The 16,653-nt window shown below is 75.3% G+C and carries 16 protein-coding genes, 1 other RNA gene and 1 pseudogene; 8 read left to right on the top strand and 10 right to left on the bottom strand.

Features of this window, described 5'->3' with window-relative positions; genetic code table 11:
• Positions 1-59 precede the first annotated feature (59 nt).
• From BMY40_RS02710 to BMY40_RS02700, 3 genes are all read left to right on the top strand, one after another.
• Positions 60-1,013: a pyridoxamine 5'-phosphate oxidase family protein gene (locus BMY40_RS02710; RefSeq protein ID WP_342745053.1), complete on the top strand. Its 954-nt coding sequence runs from the start codon at positions 60-62 to the stop codon at positions 1,011-1,013.
• Positions 1,014-1,119: 106 nt separating this feature from the next.
• Positions 1,120-1,329 carry a ferredoxin gene (locus tag BMY40_RS02705; protein ID WP_093654899.1) on the top strand — a complete coding sequence of 70 codons (210 nt, stop codon included), beginning with the start codon at positions 1,120-1,122 and terminating at the stop codon, positions 1,327-1,329.
• The gene (locus BMY40_RS02700; protein ID WP_093654897.1) at positions 1,326-2,546 is read left to right on the top strand and encodes an NAD(P)/FAD-dependent oxidoreductase; all 1,221 of its coding nucleotides are present in this window, start codon (positions 1,326-1,328) and stop codon (positions 2,544-2,546) included. The genes BMY40_RS02705 and BMY40_RS02700 overlap by 4 nt, the downstream gene beginning before the upstream one ends.
• 124 nt (positions 2,547-2,670) lie before the next feature.
• On the opposite strand, the gene BMY40_RS02695 is transcribed toward BMY40_RS02700, so the two are convergent.
• Positions 2,671-4,029, bottom strand: coding sequence for a Bcr/CflA family efflux MFS transporter (locus BMY40_RS02695; RefSeq protein WP_093654895.1), 1,359 nt, complete (start codon positions 4,027-4,029; stop codon positions 2,671-2,673).
• A gap of 105 nt (positions 4,030-4,134) precedes the next feature.
• The gene (locus tag BMY40_RS02690; protein WP_245769796.1) at positions 4,135-5,766 is read right to left on the bottom strand and encodes an alkaline phosphatase D family protein; all 1,632 of its coding nucleotides are present in this window, start codon (positions 5,764-5,766) and stop codon (positions 4,135-4,137) included.
• Between the two features lie 162 nt (positions 5,767-5,928).
• Here BMY40_RS02690 and BMY40_RS02685 point away from each other — a divergent pair, with 162 nt between their 5' ends.
• Positions 5,929-6,861 carry a PhzF family phenazine biosynthesis protein gene (locus BMY40_RS02685; RefSeq protein ID WP_093654890.1) on the top strand — a complete coding sequence of 311 codons (933 nt, stop codon included), beginning with the start codon at positions 5,929-5,931 and terminating at the stop codon, positions 6,859-6,861.
• Between the two features lie 24 nt (positions 6,862-6,885).
• A complete protein-coding gene (locus tag BMY40_RS02680) occupies positions 6,886-8,109 on the top strand; it encodes a lactate 2-monooxygenase (RefSeq protein ID WP_093654888.1) in 1,224 nt (407 codons plus the stop codon).
• Positions 8,110-8,132: 23 nt separating this feature from the next.
• Here the strand turns inward: BMY40_RS02680 and BMY40_RS02675 are convergent, their stop codons facing one another.
• The 3 genes from BMY40_RS02675 to BMY40_RS02665 form a co-directional block, all read right to left on the bottom strand.
• Positions 8,133-8,885: an HAD family hydrolase gene (locus tag BMY40_RS02675; protein WP_093654886.1), complete on the bottom strand. Its 753-nt coding sequence runs from the start codon at positions 8,883-8,885 to the stop codon at positions 8,133-8,135.
• 104 nt (positions 8,886-8,989) lie between these two features.
• Positions 8,990-9,448, bottom strand: coding sequence for a cupin domain-containing protein (locus BMY40_RS02670; protein WP_177213840.1), 459 nt, complete (start codon positions 9,446-9,448; stop codon positions 8,990-8,992).
• A 124-nt stretch (positions 9,449-9,572) separates the two neighbouring features.
• A complete protein-coding gene (locus BMY40_RS02665; protein WP_245769795.1) occupies positions 9,573-10,163 on the bottom strand; it encodes a Uma2 family endonuclease in 591 nt (196 codons plus the stop codon).
• 543 nt (positions 10,164-10,706) lie between these two features.
• Between BMY40_RS02665 and BMY40_RS02660 the strand changes: the two genes are divergently transcribed.
• Positions 10,707-11,285 carry a dienelactone hydrolase family protein gene (locus BMY40_RS02660; protein WP_093654882.1) on the top strand — a complete coding sequence of 193 codons (579 nt, stop codon included), beginning with the start codon at positions 10,707-10,709 and terminating at the stop codon, positions 11,283-11,285.
• 53 nt (positions 11,286-11,338) lie between these two features.
• Here BMY40_RS02660 and rnpB read toward each other — a convergent pair.
• An RNA gene (rnpB, locus tag BMY40_RS02655) (RNase P RNA component class A) lies at positions 11,339-11,757 on the bottom strand.
• A gap of 119 nt (positions 11,758-11,876) precedes the next feature.
• Here rnpB and BMY40_RS28385 point away from each other — a divergent pair.
• Both BMY40_RS28385 and BMY40_RS29105 read left to right on the top strand, forming a co-directional pair.
• Positions 11,877-12,554 (top strand): annotated as a pseudogene (locus tag BMY40_RS28385) (MerR family transcriptional regulator); the annotation flags it as partial.
• Between the two features lie 15 nt (positions 12,555-12,569).
• Positions 12,570-13,175: a hypothetical protein gene (locus BMY40_RS29105; protein ID WP_425443062.1), complete on the top strand. Its 606-nt coding sequence runs from the start codon at positions 12,570-12,572 to the stop codon at positions 13,173-13,175.
• A 27-nt stretch (positions 13,176-13,202) separates the two neighbouring features.
• Here the strand turns inward: BMY40_RS29105 and BMY40_RS02645 are convergent, their stop codons facing one another.
• From BMY40_RS02645 to BMY40_RS02630, 4 genes are all read right to left on the bottom strand, one after another.
• On the bottom strand, positions 13,203-13,595 hold the full coding sequence (locus tag BMY40_RS02645; protein WP_093654878.1) for a hypothetical protein: 393 nt from the start codon (positions 13,593-13,595) through the stop codon (positions 13,203-13,205).
• Positions 13,592-14,503, bottom strand: coding sequence for a hypothetical protein (locus tag BMY40_RS02640; RefSeq protein WP_093654876.1), 912 nt, complete (start codon positions 14,501-14,503; stop codon positions 13,592-13,594). The genes BMY40_RS02645 and BMY40_RS02640 overlap by 4 nt, the downstream gene beginning before the upstream one ends.
• Positions 14,504-14,661: 158 nt before the next feature.
• The gene (locus BMY40_RS02635; RefSeq protein ID WP_093654874.1) at positions 14,662-15,018 is read right to left on the bottom strand and encodes a hypothetical protein; all 357 of its coding nucleotides are present in this window, start codon (positions 15,016-15,018) and stop codon (positions 14,662-14,664) included.
• A 208-nt stretch (positions 15,019-15,226) separates the two neighbouring features.
• Positions 15,227-16,603, bottom strand: a complete 1,377-nt coding sequence (locus BMY40_RS02630) for a DUF2254 domain-containing protein (RefSeq protein ID WP_177213839.1) — start codon at positions 16,601-16,603, stop codon at positions 15,227-15,229.
• Between the last annotated feature and the right edge of the window lie 50 nt (positions 16,604-16,653).

The raw sequence follows: 16,653 nt of genomic DNA, 5'->3' as shown, positions 1-16,653 counted from the left end.
TCCCCGACCGGCGGCAGCCGCCCGGCCCCCCTCCCCCGACCCACCGCACGTCCCGAGGAGTGACCACAGTGACCGGCCCCTACCACCGCGGCGAGCGCGAGGCCCAGCTGCGTGCCGGCCTCATGGAGGAGGCCGAGGTCTCCGGGCGCGCGATCCGCGGCACCGTGCCGCCCGTCGCGGCCGCCTTCCTCACGGGGCAGCGCCTGCTGGTCGCCGGGGCCGCCGACGACCGCGGGGACGTGTGGGCCACCGTGCTCACCGGCCCCGCGGGGTTCCTGCGCGCCCGGGACGAGCACAGCCTGTCCATCGCGGCCCGCCCGGCCCCGGACGACCCCCTGGCCACCGTCCTGGAGCGCCCGGTCCACCTGGGGATGCTCGCCATCGAAGCCGCCACCCGGCGGCGCATGCGGATGAACGGCACCTCCCGCCCGCAGGACGGCGGTCTCCTCGTCGACCTCGACCAGGTGGTCGCCAACTGCCCCAAGTACATCCAGAAGCGCACCCCGCCGGAGGCGGACGCCGGACGGCCGGCGAAGGCCCGGCCCCCGGCCCGCAGGAGCGACCGCCTCGACGAGGGCCAGCGCCGGTTCCTCTCCGGCGCCGACACCTTCTTCATCGCCACCGCCGACGAGCACGGCCGCGCCGACGCCTCCCACCGCGGCGGCAACCCCGGCTTCCTCCAGGTCCTGTCGCCCACCCGGGTCCGCTGGCCGGACTACACCGGCAACGCGATGTTCCTGACCCTGGGCAACCTCCTGACCAACCCCAGGGCGGGCCTGGTGGTCCCGGACTACGCGACGGGCACCACCCTCCACCTCACCGGCGCCGCGGAGATCGTCTGGGACGCCGGGGACAGCGGGGGCGCCGGGCCCGCCGACACCGGCCGCGCGATCGAGTTCACCGTCACCGGCGTCGCCGAACTCCCCGGCACCCTGCCCGCCGGCTGGAGCCCGCCCGCGCTCTCGCGCTTCAACCCTCCCGTGACCGCGGGCAGGGTGCCGAGCGCCGTCTGACGCACCGTTCGCCCCCGGCCGCACCCCGGCCCTCCCCCTCCCCCTCCCCCTCTGCCCGGTCCACCGGCGCGACCACCACCGACACCGGCACCACCAGGAGTGATCCGTGCGCATCCACGTCGACATGAACCGCTGCGAGAGCCACGGCCAGTGCGTCTTCGCGGCCCCCGAGCACTTCTCCTTCGACGAGGACGACAACCTCCTCGTCGTCGAGGACGTCCCCGCCGACGAGGCGGTCCGCGCGGCCGTCCGGGAGGCCGCCGCCGCCTGCCCGGTCCGGGCCGTCACCCTCCACACCGACGGGACCGCCGCATGAGCCCGCGCCACATCGTCGTGGTGGGCGCGTCCCTGGCGGGCACCGGCACCGCCCGCGCCCTGCGGGAGCAGGGCTTCGACGGCCGGCTGACCCTCGTCGGCGACGAGCCCCACCCCCCCTACGACCGGCCCCCGCTGTCCAAGCAACTCCTCGCCGGGGAGCGGGAGATCGGCGACATCGCCCTGCCGCCCACCGACGGCCTCGGCATCGAACTGCGCACCGGGGCCGCCGCCACCGCCCTGCGCCTCGCCGACCGCACGCTCGCCCTCGCCGACGGCAGCCGCCTGGACTGGGACGCCCTCGTCGTCGCCACCGGCGCGGCGGCCCGGCCCTGGCCCGCGCCGGTGCCCGGCGGCGTCCACACGCTGCGCACCCTCGACGACGCCCGCGCACTGCGCCGGGAACTCGCCGCCGAGGGCGCCCGGCTGCTCGTCGTCGGCGCCGGGTTCCTCGGTTCCGAGGCCGCCGCCACCGCGGCGGAACTGGGTGTGCCCGTGACCCTCGTCGAGGCCGAGGAACTCCCCATGGCCCGCGGCATCGGGACGGTCGCCGGGGGCTTCGTCGCCCGGCTGCACCGCGAGGCCGGCGTCGAACTGCGCACCGGCACCACGCTCCGGTCCTTCACCGGCGCCGGCCGCGTCACCGGTGCCGTCCTGGAGGACGGCACCCACGTCCCGGCCACCGCCGTCCTGCTGGCCCTCGGCGCCGTGCCCGGCACGGCCTGGCTGCGCGGCAGCGGGCTGCTCCTGGACGGCGCCGTCGTCTGCGACGAGCACGGCCGCGCCCTCGCCGAGGACGGCACGGTGGTGCCCGACGTCCTCGCCGTCGGCGACGCCTCCCGCCGCCCGCACCCCCTGACCGACGGCACGCTCCACCTGGGGCACTGGAGCGCCGCGGTGGAGCACGCCGCCGTCGCGGCCCGCGTCCTGCTGCATCCGGCCGGGGCCGGCGAGCTGCCCGAACCCCCCGTCGCGGTGCCCTCGTTCTGGTCCGACCAGTACGGGGTCCGCTTCCGCTCGCTGGGCCTCCCCCACCTGGCCGACGAGGCGCGGACCGTCGAGTACGACGTGCCCGGCCGGCGCCTGGAGGTCACCTACCACCGCGACGGCGAACTGGTCGGCGTCCTCACCGCCAACCGCACCCGGCGGCTCGCCGCCTACCGCCCCCGGCTGGCTGACGCCTTCCGGCACCGCCGCGCCGCCGCCGCGGCACTCTGAGCGGCCCGAGCGCTCCGAACGGCACGGGGTCCCGCAGACGGCCGGTCGCGGGGCCCCGTGCGCACGGTCGCGCACGGTCGCGCACGGCTGCGGGGCGGCGTTCTCCGCCGCTCCCCGTCGCCGCCTAACCCCGCCGGACCCGTACGCGCCCCCGCCCGCGCTTCGGGAGGCACAGCGCGGCGAAGCAGGCGATCGCGACGAGCGCGCACACCAGTTGCACCACCGCCATCGGCACCGCGGTGTCCTCGCCCGCGATGCCCACCAGCGGGGAGGCGATGGCGCCGACGAGGAACTGGGAGGTGCCCAGCAGGGCTGAGGCGGAGCCCGCGGCGTGCGGAGTACGCATCAGCCCTTGGGAGTTGGCGTTGGGCAGCACCAGCGCCATGGCCGACATCAGGACGAACAGGCCGGCGGAGACGGGGACGAGTCCGGCCTTCCCCAGGAGGCCGGAGGTCATCACCAGCAGGGCGGCGGACGAGAGCAGGATCACGACCAGACCGGCGGCGATGACGCGGTCCAGGGAGACGCGCCCGACCAGGATCTTGCCGTTGACCTGGCCGAAGGCCACCAGGCCGATGGAGTTGACCATGAACAGCAGGCTGAACGTCTGGGGCGAGGCGCCGTAGATCTCCTGGATGACGAACGGCGAGGCGGCCACGTACGCGAACAGGGCCGCGAAGCCGAAGCTGCCGACCAGCAGGTAGCCGGTGAACGCCCGGTCGGCGAAGAGGCCGCGCATGGTCCGCAGGGCGTCGGTCACGCCGCCGCCGTGCCGCCGCGCCGGCGGCAGGGTCTCCGGCAGCCGCCAGGCGGTGACGAGGGTCAGGACGAGGCCGAAGGCCGCGAGCACGAGGAAGACGCCGCGCCAGTCGGTGAACCGCAGCACCTGCCCGCCGAAGACGGGCGCCAGGACCGGGGCGGCGCCGGAGATCAGCATCAGGGTGGAGAAGAAGCGGGCCATGGCCAGCCCGTCGAACAGGTCGCGCACGACCGCCCGGGCGATCACGATGCCCGCGGCTCCCGCCAGACCCTGCAGCAGGCGGAAGGCGGTCAGGGAGTGGATGCCCGGCGCCAGCGCGCAGGCGGCGCTGGCCAGGACGTAGCCGGCCATGCCCACCAGCAGCGGGCGGCGGCGGCCGAAGCGGTCGCTCATCGGGCCGATGACGAGCTGGCCGACGGCCAGGCCCAGCAGGCAGGCGGTGAGGGTGAGCTGGACCTGGGCGGCCGGGCTGCCGTAGACGGTGCCGACGTCGGGCAGCGCCGGGAGGTACATGTCCATCGACAGCGCGGGCAGGGCGGTGAGGCCGCCGAGGATGAGGGTGATCAGCAGCCCGGCGCGGGCGGGTCCGGTGGGCCGGGCCGGCTGCGGGGCGCGGGCCGGGCCCCGTCCGGGGTCCGGACGGCCGGGGACCGGAGGCGCGGGGAGCTGCTGGGGTATCTCGGACTCGGCGGCGGCGGCCGGGGACGGGCCGGGGTCGGTCATTCACCTCTCCAGATTCGACGGAAACCGTCCAATCATCCCAGGTTTCCCGGCCCCGGCGCACCCCCTTTGTTCAGCATCCGGACAAAACCGCCCCAGGCGCCCGGATCAGGCCGGCAGCAGCCCCGGCTCCCCGGCGGGCGAGACGAAGGACGCCGCGGTGGTGACCGGCGCTCCGGGGACGGTCACGGCCGATACCGTGCGGTAGTCGGCGCGCAGCCGCTCGCGGTCCAGGCCGAGCATCACGTAGCCGCGCCGCCCGTTGTAGTAGCGCATGTGCGGGTTGGCGGTCATCAGCGTCTGCCAGTTGGCGGGCCGCTCCGCACCGTCCCGGCCGCTGGTGATGGAGGAGGTGACGATCTCCACACCGGCGGTGCGCGAGTCCGGGTCGTCGAAGTCCCGCTTGATGTCCAGCCCGTAGTGGACGTGGACGTCGCCGGTGAGGACGACGAGGTTGTCCACGCCGGCCGCCTCCGCACCCGCCAGGAAGCGCTCGCGGGCGCCGGGGTAGCCGTCCCAGGCGTCCATGGAGACCGGCCAGGGGCCCTCGATCCGGTTGCGGCGGCGGGAGAGGACGACCTGCTGCGGCACCACGTTCCACAGCGCCTTCGAGCGGCGCCAGCCGTCGGCCAGCCAGCGCTCCTGGGTGGCGCCGAGCATGGTGCGCGAGGGGTCCTGCGACTCGGGCGTGGGCACCTTCCAGCCGTCGCCGTTCGCCTGGTTGTCGCGGTACTGGCGGGTGTCGAGCACGTCGAGCTGCGCCAGGCGGCCGTAGTGGAGGCGCCGGTAGAGCCTCAGGTCGGGGCCCTGGGGGCGCTGGGGGCGGCGCAGCGGCATGTTCTCGTAGTACGCGCGGTAGGCGGCGGCGCGGCGGATGAGGAACTCCTCCGGCGGCACGTTGTTCTCCGGTATGCCGCCCGCGTAGTTGTTCTCCGTCTCGTGGTCGTCCCAGGTGACGATCCACGGGTGGGCGGCGTGGGCGGCCATGAGGTCGGGGTCGGTCTTGTAGAGGGCGTACCGCAGCCGGTAGTCCTCCAGCGTCACCGTCTCCCGGGCGAACGCCTCCGGCAGCGTGCGGTCGGTGTACTTCCGGTCGCCGCCGGCGGAGTCGACGGCGTACTCGTAGAGGTAGTCGCCCAGGTGGAGGACGGCGTCGACGTCCTCCTCGCGGGCCATGTGCCCGAAGGCGGTGTAGTAGCCCTGGTGGTAGGCCTGGCAGGAGGCGAGGGCGAAGTTCAGCGAGGCGGGCACCGCGCCGGGCGCGGGGGCGGTGCGGGTGCGGCCGGCGGGGCTGATCCAGCGGCCGGCGCGGAAGCGGTAGTGGTAGTCGCGGCCGGGGGCGAGGCCTTCGGCCTCCACGTGCACGGTGTGGTGGAACTCGGGGTGGGCGGTGGCGGCGCCGCGCGCGACCACATGGCGGAAGCGCTCGTCGCGGGCGATCTCCCAGCCGACGGTGACGCGCTCGGCGGGCAGCCCGCCGTCCGGCTCGTACGGCCGGGGGGCCAGACGGGTCCACAGCACCACGGAGTCGTGGCGCGGGTCTCCGGAGGCGACGCCCAGGGTGAAGGGGTCGTCGGTGATCCGGCCGGGGTCCAGGGCGGGGGCGGCGTGGGCGGTGGAGGGGAGGTTGGTGCTCAGGGCCAGGGCGGCGGCCGCTCCGGTGACGGTCAGGAACCGGCGGCGGCCCAGGTGGCGTGCGGCGGCTCTGAGCTCTGTGTCGGCGCTCGGTGAGTGCGTCATGCACATGATTGGAGCGTTCCGGGGCGGCGGCGCGGCGGCAACACGTTGGCGCGTACACGACGCTTTTATGGCGGGCGGGTGACGCGAACCGTGCGGCGGGACGCGTTCCGCTCCAACCGGCGGTGCGGAATACGGGCCGGGCGGCGCGGGGTTGGGCCGGGCATGACCACCAGGGAGACGGGGCCGGGAGCCCCGGACGTACTGCGCTACACCGCCTTCTCATCCGACCCGGACGGCGGCAACCCGGCCGGAGTCGTCCTCGACGCGAGCGGCCTGGACGAGGCGCGGATGCTCGCGATCGCCGCCGAGGTCGGCTACTCGGAGACGGCCTTCCTCACTCCCCCGCCGCCCGGCCGGGACGGAGGGCCGTACGCGGCTCCGGGGCGCGGCTTCACCGTGCGCTACTTCAGCCCGGCCGCCGAGGTGCCCTTCTGCGGGCACGCCACGGTGGCCGCCGCCGTCGCCCTCGCCGAGCGGATCGGGCCGGGCGAGCTGGTCTTCGCCACCCCGGCCGGGACCGTGCCCGTCACGGTCGCCGAGGACGGCGGCGCCCTGCGCGCCACGCTGACCAGCGTCGAACCGTACGTGGCCGACATCGCCGGGGACGACCTGGCCGAGGCGCTGGCCGCGCTCGGCTGGCACACCGGCGAGCTGGACCGGGAGCTGCCCGCCCGCATCGCCTACGCCGGAGCCCGGCACCTGGTGCTCGCCGCCGCGACCCGCGAGCGGCTGGCCGCGCTGGACTACGACTTCGAGCGGCTGCGGGCGCTGATGCTGCGGCTGGACCTGACCACCCTCCAACTGGTCTGGCGCGAGCGGGAGTCGGGCAGCGAGGCGGGGACAGAGGCGGGGCCGGGGACGGTCTTCCACGTCCGCGACCCGTTCCCGGTCGGGGGCGTGGTGGAGGATCCCGCCACGGGGGCGGCCGCGGCGGCTTTCGGCGGGTATCTTCGCGCCCTGGGCCTGATCACCGCACCGGCGGTGCTCACCCTCCACCAGGGGCACGACATGGGCCGGCCCGGACTGCTGGAGGTCGAGCTGCGCGAGGGCGACCCACGCGTGCGGGTGTCGGGAGCGGCGGCCCGCATCGGCTGAACCGAGGGAAGGGACGGACAGGACATGGGCGAGTCGGGCGGACCGGCCGGGATACCGGGCACAGCGCAGGAAGCCCAGGGCGCTCAGGGTGCGAACTTCGGCGCGTACCAGAGCGAGATCTACCTGAACGGCCTGGGCGGGCAGCTCCCGCCGTTCACCACCGACCTCACCGCCCTGGAGGCCTCGGCCCGCGAGCGGCTGGAGGACGGGCCGTTCTGGTACGTGGCCGGGGCGGCCGGGTCCGGCGCGACGGACCGCGCCAACCGGGAGGCGTTCGACCGCCGGCGGATCGTCCCGCGCATGCTGCGCGACGCGACCGTGCGCGATCTGCGCACCACCGTGCTGGGCACCGAGATGCCCGCGCCCGTGCTGCTGGCGCCCATCGGAGTGCAGTCGATCGTCCACCCCGACGGCGAACTGGCCACGGCGCGGGCCGCCTCCGCCCTGGGCGTGCCCATGATCCTGTCCACCGCCTCCTCCCACACCGTCGAGGAGGTCGCGCGGGCGAGCGGCGACGGGCCGCGCTGGTACCAGCTGTACTGGCCGAACGAGGACGACGTCTGCGTCAGCATCCTGCGGCGGGCCGGGGCGGCCGGTTTCACCACGCTCGTGGTCACCCTCGACACCTGGACCCTGGCCTGGCGCCCGCACGACCTGGACCTGTCCTACCTGCCGTTCATCCGGGGCGTGGGCACGGCGATCCCCTTCTCCGACCCGGCCTTCCGCGCGGGGCTGGACAAGTCGCCGGAGGAGGACCTGATCTCGGCGGTGCTGCGGTGGGTGCCGATGTTCACCGGCACCGACAGGTCCTGGGACCGGCTGCCGTTCCTGCGCGATCACTGGGACGGTCCCATCGTCCTCAAGGGCGTCCAGCACCCGGACGACGCCCGGCGGGCGGCCGACGCCGGCATGGACGGCATCGTGGTCTCCAACCACGGCGGCCGCCAGGTGGACGGCGCGGTGGCCTCCCTGGACATGCTGCCGGAGATCGCCGAGGCGGTCGGCGACCGGATCGAGGTGCTGTTCGACTCGGGGGTGCGCACCGGCGCGGACGTCGTCAAGGCGCTGGCGCTGGGCGCGCGGGCGGTGCTGGTCGGCCGCCCGTTCGCCTACGGCCTGGCGCACGGCGGCGAGGAGGGCGTACGGCATGTGCTGCGCTCCCTGCTGGCCGACCTGGACCTGACGCTGGGCCTGTCCGGCCACCGCACGCCGTCGGAGCTGTCACCGGAGGCACTGCGGCACGCCTGAACGCGGTGTGCGCCCGCCGCGCCTCAGCCGGCGGGCGCGGCGGGCGCGGCCAGGGCGGCGGGCAGCTCGGCCAGGGAGCGGATGACGCGCACGCCCTCGGCGGGCGCACCCTCCCGGGTGCCGCCCCAGCCGGTCTCCCCGCGGTCCAGCCAGTACGCGTGCAGGCCCGCGTCGCGCGCCCCCACCGCGTCGACCGCGTGGTCGTTGCCGACGTAGGCCACCTCGTGCGGCTCGAGGCCCAGCAGGGCGCAGCCCGCCAGGAAGATGCCCGGCGCGGGCTTGGCCTCGCCGTGCTCCTCGGAGCAGACCAGCGCGTCCCCGAAGTAGTCCAGCAGGCCGATGGCCGCCAGCTTCCCGCGCTGGTGCGGCAGGGAGGAGTTGGAGACCACGCCGAGGCGGTAGCGGGGCGCGAACTCGGTCAGTACGGCCGAGGCGCCCTCCAGCGCCCTGCGCGCGGCGTCCCGGTGGGCCGTGTACCCGGCGAACCAGGCGCCGGCCTCCCGATCCGGCATGTCCTGCGCGCCCGGCTGCCCGAGGCGGGTCAGGAACCGGCGCACCCGGGCGCACCGGTGGGCGGCGAAGGTGGTCTCGCCGGCGGTGTAGCGGGCGTACTCGGCCCGGGTGATCTCCCGCCAGAGCGCGAGGGCGGCGGGTCCGGGCATGCGGTCGTGCAGCCCCTCCGCCCCCAGATGGGCCAGCAGCCCGGCCTCGTCCGAACCCGAGTAGTCGAACAGCGTGTCGTCGACGTCGAACAGCACCCCGCGCACCGCCGCCATGCCGCTCCCCCGTTCTCCCGCCCGTGCTCCCCGGCGGCCCGGTCCGGCCTCACCGCGCCGCGAGCATGGCACGCGCCCCCACCCCCGCCAAGGGCGCCGATCGGTCATTCTCCGGCGTACTCGCCGGGCCCCTCGGCCCGCTCCGCCTCCTCGGCGGCGTCCGAGTCGGCCTTCGTGCGGTGCACGGCGCCGTGCGGGTGCTCGGGCGGGGCGTAGAGGGAGTACAGCTTCAGCGGCTCCTGTCCGGTGTTGACCACGTTGTGCCAGGTCCCCGCCGGGATGAGGACCACCCAGTCGTCGACGACCTCGCGGTCGAAGGACATCCGGTCCCTCTCCGGCCCCATCAGCACCCGGCCCCGCCCGGCCTCCACCCGCAGGAACTGGTCGCGGTCGATGTGCATCTCCAGGCCGATCTCGCCGCCCGGCTCGATGCTCATCACCGTCAGCTGGAGGTTGGTGCCGGTCCACAAGGTGGTGCGGAAGCGGTCGTTGGTCAGGGTCGCCTGCTCGATGTCCAGCGCGTGTGGGCGCGGCCCGTGGTCCCTGAACGCCTCGGAGCTCATGGGAGTAGTCCTTCCGTCGCGTACCGGCATTATCGGCGGTGACCGGCGCCGGGACGGGGACGCCGGTCCGACGCGCGTACGGCGGCGGTGCGGACGGCGGCGGCCCGGACACGTACCCGGGCCGTCAGGCCATCAGCTCCTTGAGCTCCCCGGTCTCCAGCACGATCCCCACCGGGTCGGGCAGCCGCAGCTCCTCGCCGAGGCCTGCCGTGGTGTGCACATCCCTGTAGCGGCCCTTCTCCGGGTTGGAGTGCACGACCAGCTCATGGCGTTCGCGGTCCACCAGCAGGTACACCGGGATGCCCGCCGCCGCGTACCCGTCGGGCTTCTCGGTGCGGTCCCTGCCGGGTCGGGTGGAGGTGACCTCCACGACCATCAGCACACCGGCGGGGTCCGACCACTCGCCGCGCCCGGCGAAGTACATCTCCGGGGCCAGTACCCCGTCCGGCCGGGCCCGGCCACTGCCGTGCCTCTCCACGACGAGCCCCTGCTCCGGGTACAGATACAGCTCGGGTCGCTGCACCATGCATCGCTTGAGCAGCCACCTGATGATCTCTCCGTGATCCCCGTCCGGCACCGGCTTGACCCTCAGCTCTCCACGTACGAATTCCAGCTTCACCGTCTGCGGGGCGGCGGCTTCGAGCTGCTCGAACTCCTCGACGCTCATCTGCGCGGAGCCGTTCGTCTGTGCGGACCGATCGATGGCCATGGTCATCACGGTTCTCCTTCCGATCTCCACCGTAGCGGCGGCGCCCGCCCCGTGCGCACGGTAACGGTGCTCCCGCGCGGGAGGAGCCGGGAAGTCCGGCAACCGCCCGAAAGGGTGACCAGGGCCGCGGGTGGGCCGATTGCGGCCGCCCCGGCCCCCGATGCGTCACCGCCCCGGGGTGCAGGCCCTGGTACGAGTCGTGGGGCTGCCGGAAGGCCGGCGAGCGGCAGCCCCTCGCCGACTCCCCGCTCCTGGCCGTGGTGCTCGCCGAACTGCCTGTGCCCGGCCGGTCGTTCCCCGAAGCGCGGTGACGGGCCGCGGCCGGTCGTCGCGTACGTCCACGGGCCCTCTCCCGTCCTGTGCCGCCGCCACCGGTCGCTTCCGAGCCCGAACCGGCCGACACGCGACGGACAGTGCTTTTCCGGTTGCCTTCCGGTGAATGTGTCCCCGGCGTCCGGGCGGCCGCGCCGGGCGCCGGGGGATGTCGGTGCTCCGTGCGAGACTCCCCCGGCGGTCTCGTCCGGAGGCCGCCGGAGAGGAGGGGGCCTCATGGCCGAGGTGGTGCTGTTCCACCACACGCACGGACTGACGTCCGGGGTGCGGGAGTTCGCGCGGGAGCTGGAGCGGGCCGGGCACACCGTCCACCTGCCGGACCTGTACGAGGGGCGGGTCTTCGCCGATATGGCGGAGGGCGCGGCGTACGCGCGGGAGACGGGGTTCGGCACGATCGCCGAGCGCGGCCGGGCCGCCACCGAGCACCTGCCCGGCGAGGTGGTCTACGCGGGGTTCTCCCTCGGCGTCCTGCCCGCGCAGATGCTGGCCCGGACGCGCGCCGGGGCGAGGGGCGCGCTGCTGTTCCACGCCTGCGTCCCGGTCTCCGAGTTCGGCGGCGAGTGGCCGGAGGGGCTGCCGGTGCAGGTGCACGGCATGGAGGCCGACGAGTTCTTCGCCGGGGAGGGCGATCTGGAGGCGGCCCGCGGCCTGGCCCGCGGGGCCGACGACGCGGAGGTGTTCCTCTACCCCGGCGACCGGCACCTGTTCGCGGACGGCAGCCTGCCGTCCTACGACCGGGAGGCGGCCGGGCTGCTCGTGGAGCGTGTGCTGAAGTTCCTCGACCGCGTCGGGTAGTCGCGCGCGGCGGCCGGAGCGCACCTCGGAAGAGCGCCCGGGAAAGCCGGTGGCAGACGAGCCGCGCTGTACGCCGGGTTCTGTCTCCGGCGGGCCTCGCGGCCCGCCGGGAGGCGGCCATCCATCTGGGACCGGTGTCGCCACCGGCCTCGTGCGGTCTACCCGCGGACTCGGGCGGGCCGCCCTCGGTCGTCCGCGCAGGGCCGCCGTCCCGGTCGGGCGACGGCCCCTCTTGACCTTGCTCCGGGTGGGGTTTACCGAGCCGCCCAGGTCACCCTGGGCGCTGGTGGTCTCTTACACCACCGTTTCACCCTTACCGGGGGCGGTGAGGCCCCCGGCGGTCTGTTTTCTGTGGCACTTTCCCGCGGGTCACCCCGGGTGGGCGTTACCCACCACCCTGCCCTGTGGAGCCCGGACGTTCCTCGACGTTCATCCCCGTAAGGGTTCGCGCCGCGACCGCCCGCACGACTCGTCTGCCGTACCGCCCATGCTATCCCGCCGCAGCGGGCGGCGCGGACGCGCGGCGGGCGAGCGGAGGGCGGCCCGGCCGTGCCTTGACCCTGCCGCGACGTCAAGGTGTTCACTCGCGCCATGAGGATCGGCGAGCTGGCCGCGTTGGCGGGCGTCACCACCCGCACCGTGCGGCACTATCACCATCTGGGGCTGCTGCCCGAGCCGGCGCGGCGGGCGAACGGCTACCGGGAGTACGGACTGCGTGACGCGGTCGCGCTGGCGCGGGTGCGGCGGCTGACCGAGCTGGGGCTGAGCCTGGAGGAGGTGCGCGACGTCCTGGCCGCGCCGGGTCCGGATGCCGGGCGCGAGCTGTGCGAGGTGCTGGCCGAGCTGGACGCCGACCTGGCCAGACAGGAGGAGGCGCTGCGCGGGCGGCGTGCCCGGGTGCGGGAACTGCTGGAACTGGCCGAACGCGGGGAGCTGCCCGCCGAGGGGCCGGTCTCCGCCGAACTGGCCGCGCTCTTCGGGGAGATGGCCCGTGCCGGGGCCCGGCTGCCGGGGCCGGAACCGGCGATGGCGGCGAAGGAGCGGGAACTGCTGGCCCTGCTGGAGACGGCACCGGACGGTGCCGGGCGGGAGCTGGTCGCCGCGCTCGGCGGCGCGGGCGGCGATCCGGCGGCGATGGACCGGATGTATCGGGTGTACGCCCTGCTGGACGAGCTGTCGGAGGCGGACGTGGACGATCCACGGGTGGCGCGGGCGGCCCGGGCGGCGGCGGGCGAGGCCGCGCGGGCGGTTGCGGCGGCCGTACCGCTGCCGGTGCGGCGGCTGGTGGCTCACGAGGTACGTGTGGTGGCGAGCCTGGTGCAGTGGGCGGCGCGGCGTCCGCACGGGGTGGGTTCCGGGGACAGAGCGGTGCCGTACGCGGGCGGGCAGGCGGCGCTGGTGTACGGGCTGCTGTTCGCGGCCGTGGTGGAGACGGCCGTGCTGGCGGTACTGCCGGCCGAGTGGCCGGTGGTGCATGCGGCGGTGCTGGTGCTGGACGTGTGGGGGGTGGCGCTGGTGCTGGGCTTCCACGCCGCCTGTGCGGCGCGTCCGCATGTGGTGGGCGCGGACGGCTCACTGCGGGTGCGCTACGGCGCACTGGTGGACGTGGCGGTGCCCGCCGGGTCGGTGACCGCCGTCCGCGTCGAGCACCGTTTCCCGCCGGGGCGGACGGTGGAGGTCTCCGGCGGGGTGCTGGACCTGGCCGTCGGCGGGCGGACCACGGTCACGGTGGAGCTGGGCGCGCCGGTCGAGGTCGTCCGCCCGCTCGGCGGCCGGGAGCGGGCGCGGGTGCTGCGCCTGTACGCCGACGACCCGCGCGCGGCGGGGGCCGCGCTGCGCGGACACGTGGTGGACGGGGCCGCGGGGCGGGCGGGACCGGAGCGCGGCTGATGTCCGGGCGGCGCGGACGCGGGGCGGTTACGGGCGAGCCGGGGGATCGGCCGCTTCGGCGGTGCCCCGCGGCGTGCGAGGGCCGCTCCGGCGTCCGCGCAGCAGGACGGTGGTGCCCGCGGCGAGCGCGGTCAGGGCCGCGGCTCCGAACCACAGTGCGCCCTGGCGCTGCTCCACGAGCGCATCCTGGTGGTAATCGGCCATCTGCACGGCGATCTGCGCCTCCCCCAGCAGCTCGTCCTTCCTGGCCGCACCGGCATGCTCGTCCACTTCCTCCAGTGCCCGCTTCGCTGTGGCCAGGCTCCTGTCCCTGCGCTCCTGCGTCGCATCGGCGCGGGCGTGGACGTAGGCGCCCAGGGCTCCGGCCACGATGCCCGCGACCATGAGGGCGGTGACGATCAGTGATCTCGTCCGGCTCATTCCGTCGCTCCCTGTCCGGGTGGTACGGGGTCGGCTGGCGGGGGCCCGGGCGGCGGGGATGCCTCCGTCCCGAGGCGCCCCAGGAGGTGGTCCTGCAGGCGGGCGTGGCGGAAGCGGAAGACCGCCCCACTTCGGAGCAGGACGCCGCGGCCGTGCGCGTCCGCCAGGAACGTCGCCACCGACCAGGGCAGCCGGCCGGTCAGCGGCAGCCAGAGGCGGACCAGCAGGAGCCACTGGGCCCAGGCGCCGAAGCCGATCCCCGCCGTGGGCCCGGCGGCGAGACCCACCAGGAGGACGAGCGGCGTGCCCGCCCCGACGGCGACCAGGGCGGCCTCGAGCCCGTTCAGCCACATCTGGTAGTCCAGCGCCCGGGAGACGGCGAGCCCGACCAGGATCCCGAAGACCGTGCCGGTCGTGACGCCCGATGCGATCAGGAATCCGAGGCCGAGTGCCGCGCCGAGGAGCAGCGCCTGCGCGAGCGGGAGGACGCGGCCGGCGAGGATGGCCGCGAGGAGGCCGGCCGCCAGTCCGCTCGGCAGCCCGGCGGCCAGACCGGCGGCCCGGTCCGCCCTCAGCACCTCGAACGGTTCGCCGGTGGCGTCGCCCTGGGGACGGGTGAGGTTACCGGAGAGGCCGAACACGGCGCCCGCGACCGCTCCGAACACCAGTCCCCCGACGAGCGCGGACTTCAGCCCCAGGTCCATTCCGAGCGTGAGGGCGAAACCGATCCCCAGTCCCAGTGCCAGGTGTTCGAGGAGGTCGCGCCTGCGTCCCCGCAGTCGCAGGCGGGTGCGAACCGGCTCCGGGCCGTGTTCCGGACGCCCGGCCGCGAGGCCGAAGGCGAGTCCAGCGGCGGCGCCGAACGCGGAGGCGGTGCCGGCGGGGCTGTGCTCGGCCGACGAGCACAAGGCGCGGGAGGTATTCGGGCCGAGCCGGGGACTGTGCGGTGAGGTCGCGGGAACGCCGCGCTGCGGGAGGGGCTCGGGAGCCGGAGCGGGGCCGGCTGACGCGCGGGGCCCGGGCCCCGGACCTCGCGAAACCGGCCCGGAGCCCGGGCCTTCGTCCGTCAGGACTTGCCCTCGTCGCCGAGCGTCTCCTCGCGGGTGGACTTCCCGGTGCTGCGGTCCTCCACCTCGCCGCCGGACTTGGCGGGGTCGGCTCCGATCGCCTCGCGGGCGGCCTCGCCGCCGGTGCCGCGGTCGCCGAGGTCCGCGCCGGAGCGCGGCATGTCCTCGGTGCCCCGGACGTTCCCCTTCCCCTTCTGCGGGGAGCCCTTGCCCCGGGATGTGTCCTCCTCCCGGGCCCGTCCGCCGGCGGCGGCCGGGTCGACGCGGCCCTTGGCGGTCTCCCCCGACAGGTGGCGGTTGCGTTCCCGGGCGATCTCCGCCAGGTCCTGGTCGTGCCGCTTGTCCTGTTCGGCCATGGTGTCCCTGCTTCCCCGGCCGTCCTGGCGGCCCGGACGGCCGTACGAGTCGGTCCCTGCCACCCGGAGGACGGATTTCACATTTCGCCCACATCGGGTTTTTTCTTCCGCGGGCGGGTGCCCGCCCGCGCACCCGTCATGCCTCCTCGCGCCCTTTCGGCGCGGCGCGTTCCGCGACCATCGGCGGCGACCCCGCACCGTCCGGCCGTCACACCGACCGTGTCTCGCCGCTGCGGTCGGCGTAGGCGTCGAGAAGGCGTCCCTCCAGCGCCGCCAGAACACGTCCGTGCAGGTCGTGCACCTGCGCGGCGTCCGACGGGCCGACGGAGGAGGCCATGGTGTCCATGACCAGCTCCGCCGCCCGCCGGACCTCCGCCGCGTCGCTTTCGGCGCCCTCCTCGTGCACCGCCGCGGCCAGGTCGCGGAGCATGCGCAGCAGGGCGGCGAGCACGGTGGGCTCGCCCGAGGAGTAGCGCCTGAGCTGCCCGCAGGCGAGGTCGAGGTAGTAGCGCAGGTCCCGGTCCGGCACGACCACCCGCACGACGCCGTCGTCGTCCTCGTGCGGGATGTCCCCCAGGCGGCGGCCCGCCAGCCGCACCAGCAGGTCGGCCATGTGGCCGACGGCGGTGCACGCGGTGACGGGGTCGTTGATCCCCGGGGACATCGCCTTGACCGCGATGTCCTCGAGCTGGCGGAAGCCGAAGGCCACGTCCTGGTCGGGGATCCGTTCGAAGCCGGTCTTCAGGGCCGCTTCGATCTCCTCGGCGGTGCCGTCGGCCCCGGGGTCGGGCATCCTGCCGCCGGGGGTGCGCGCCCACACCACCGCGACCGGGTTCCCCTCGACAATCAGGTCACCGGGGCGGACGTCGACGCGGACGAAGGTGTCGCCGCGGCGCGCGCAGGCCACCAGCTCCCGGGCGTCGACCAGCCTCAGGAAGCCGCTGCGGCGGGCGCGCACCACCGCGCCACGCGCCGGTTCCGGGTGCGGGGCCGGGTTGTCCCCGGTGTACGGGGAGGGGCCGTCGCGAGCGGGATGGCACCTGCGGATCGCGTCGCTGGCCTCCTTGTGGGTGTCGAGCATCATGGAGTCCACCCGCAGCCTGCGGATGATGTGGTTGAGGAAGCCGAGCACGGCTGCCAGGGAAGCCACGCCGAGCACGGAGGCGAGGACCAGGGACACCACCGGCAGCGCCTCCCCCGACCTCATGAAGGACAGGGTGGCCAGCGCGAACACCAGGGTCGTGAGCAGCACCGTCAGGACGGCCTTGAGCACCGGGTCGTGGGCGTAGCGCCGCAGCAGCCGCGGGGAGAACTGCTGGGATGCCAGTTGCAGCGTCACCACGGTGACACTGAGGGACAGGGTCGCCACCGTGACCGAGGAAGTGGCCACCACCTGGAGCATCGAGGAGGCCGCGTCGTGGCCGCCCGGCCAGAGGCCGGCCGGGCCGGTTCCGGGCCGCGGTCGGAACTGTTCCAGGAGGATCGCGGCGGCCAGAGCGGCGGCGCCGCCGGCGGTCGGCCACACCCACAGCGGTGAGCGGGAGGACGCCGCGCGGGCCTTCCGGTTGCGCTGGAAAGGGTTCACGTCGCGCCGGGTACCGCACCGGCCGGAACCGATGCCCCGGCCGGGCGGCG

Source organism: Streptomyces radiopugnans (assembly GCF_900110735.1).
GTDB lineage: Bacteria > Actinomycetota > Actinomycetes > Streptomycetales > Streptomycetaceae > Streptomyces > Streptomyces radiopugnans.
This window is presented reverse-complemented; position numbering and strand designations above follow the sequence as displayed.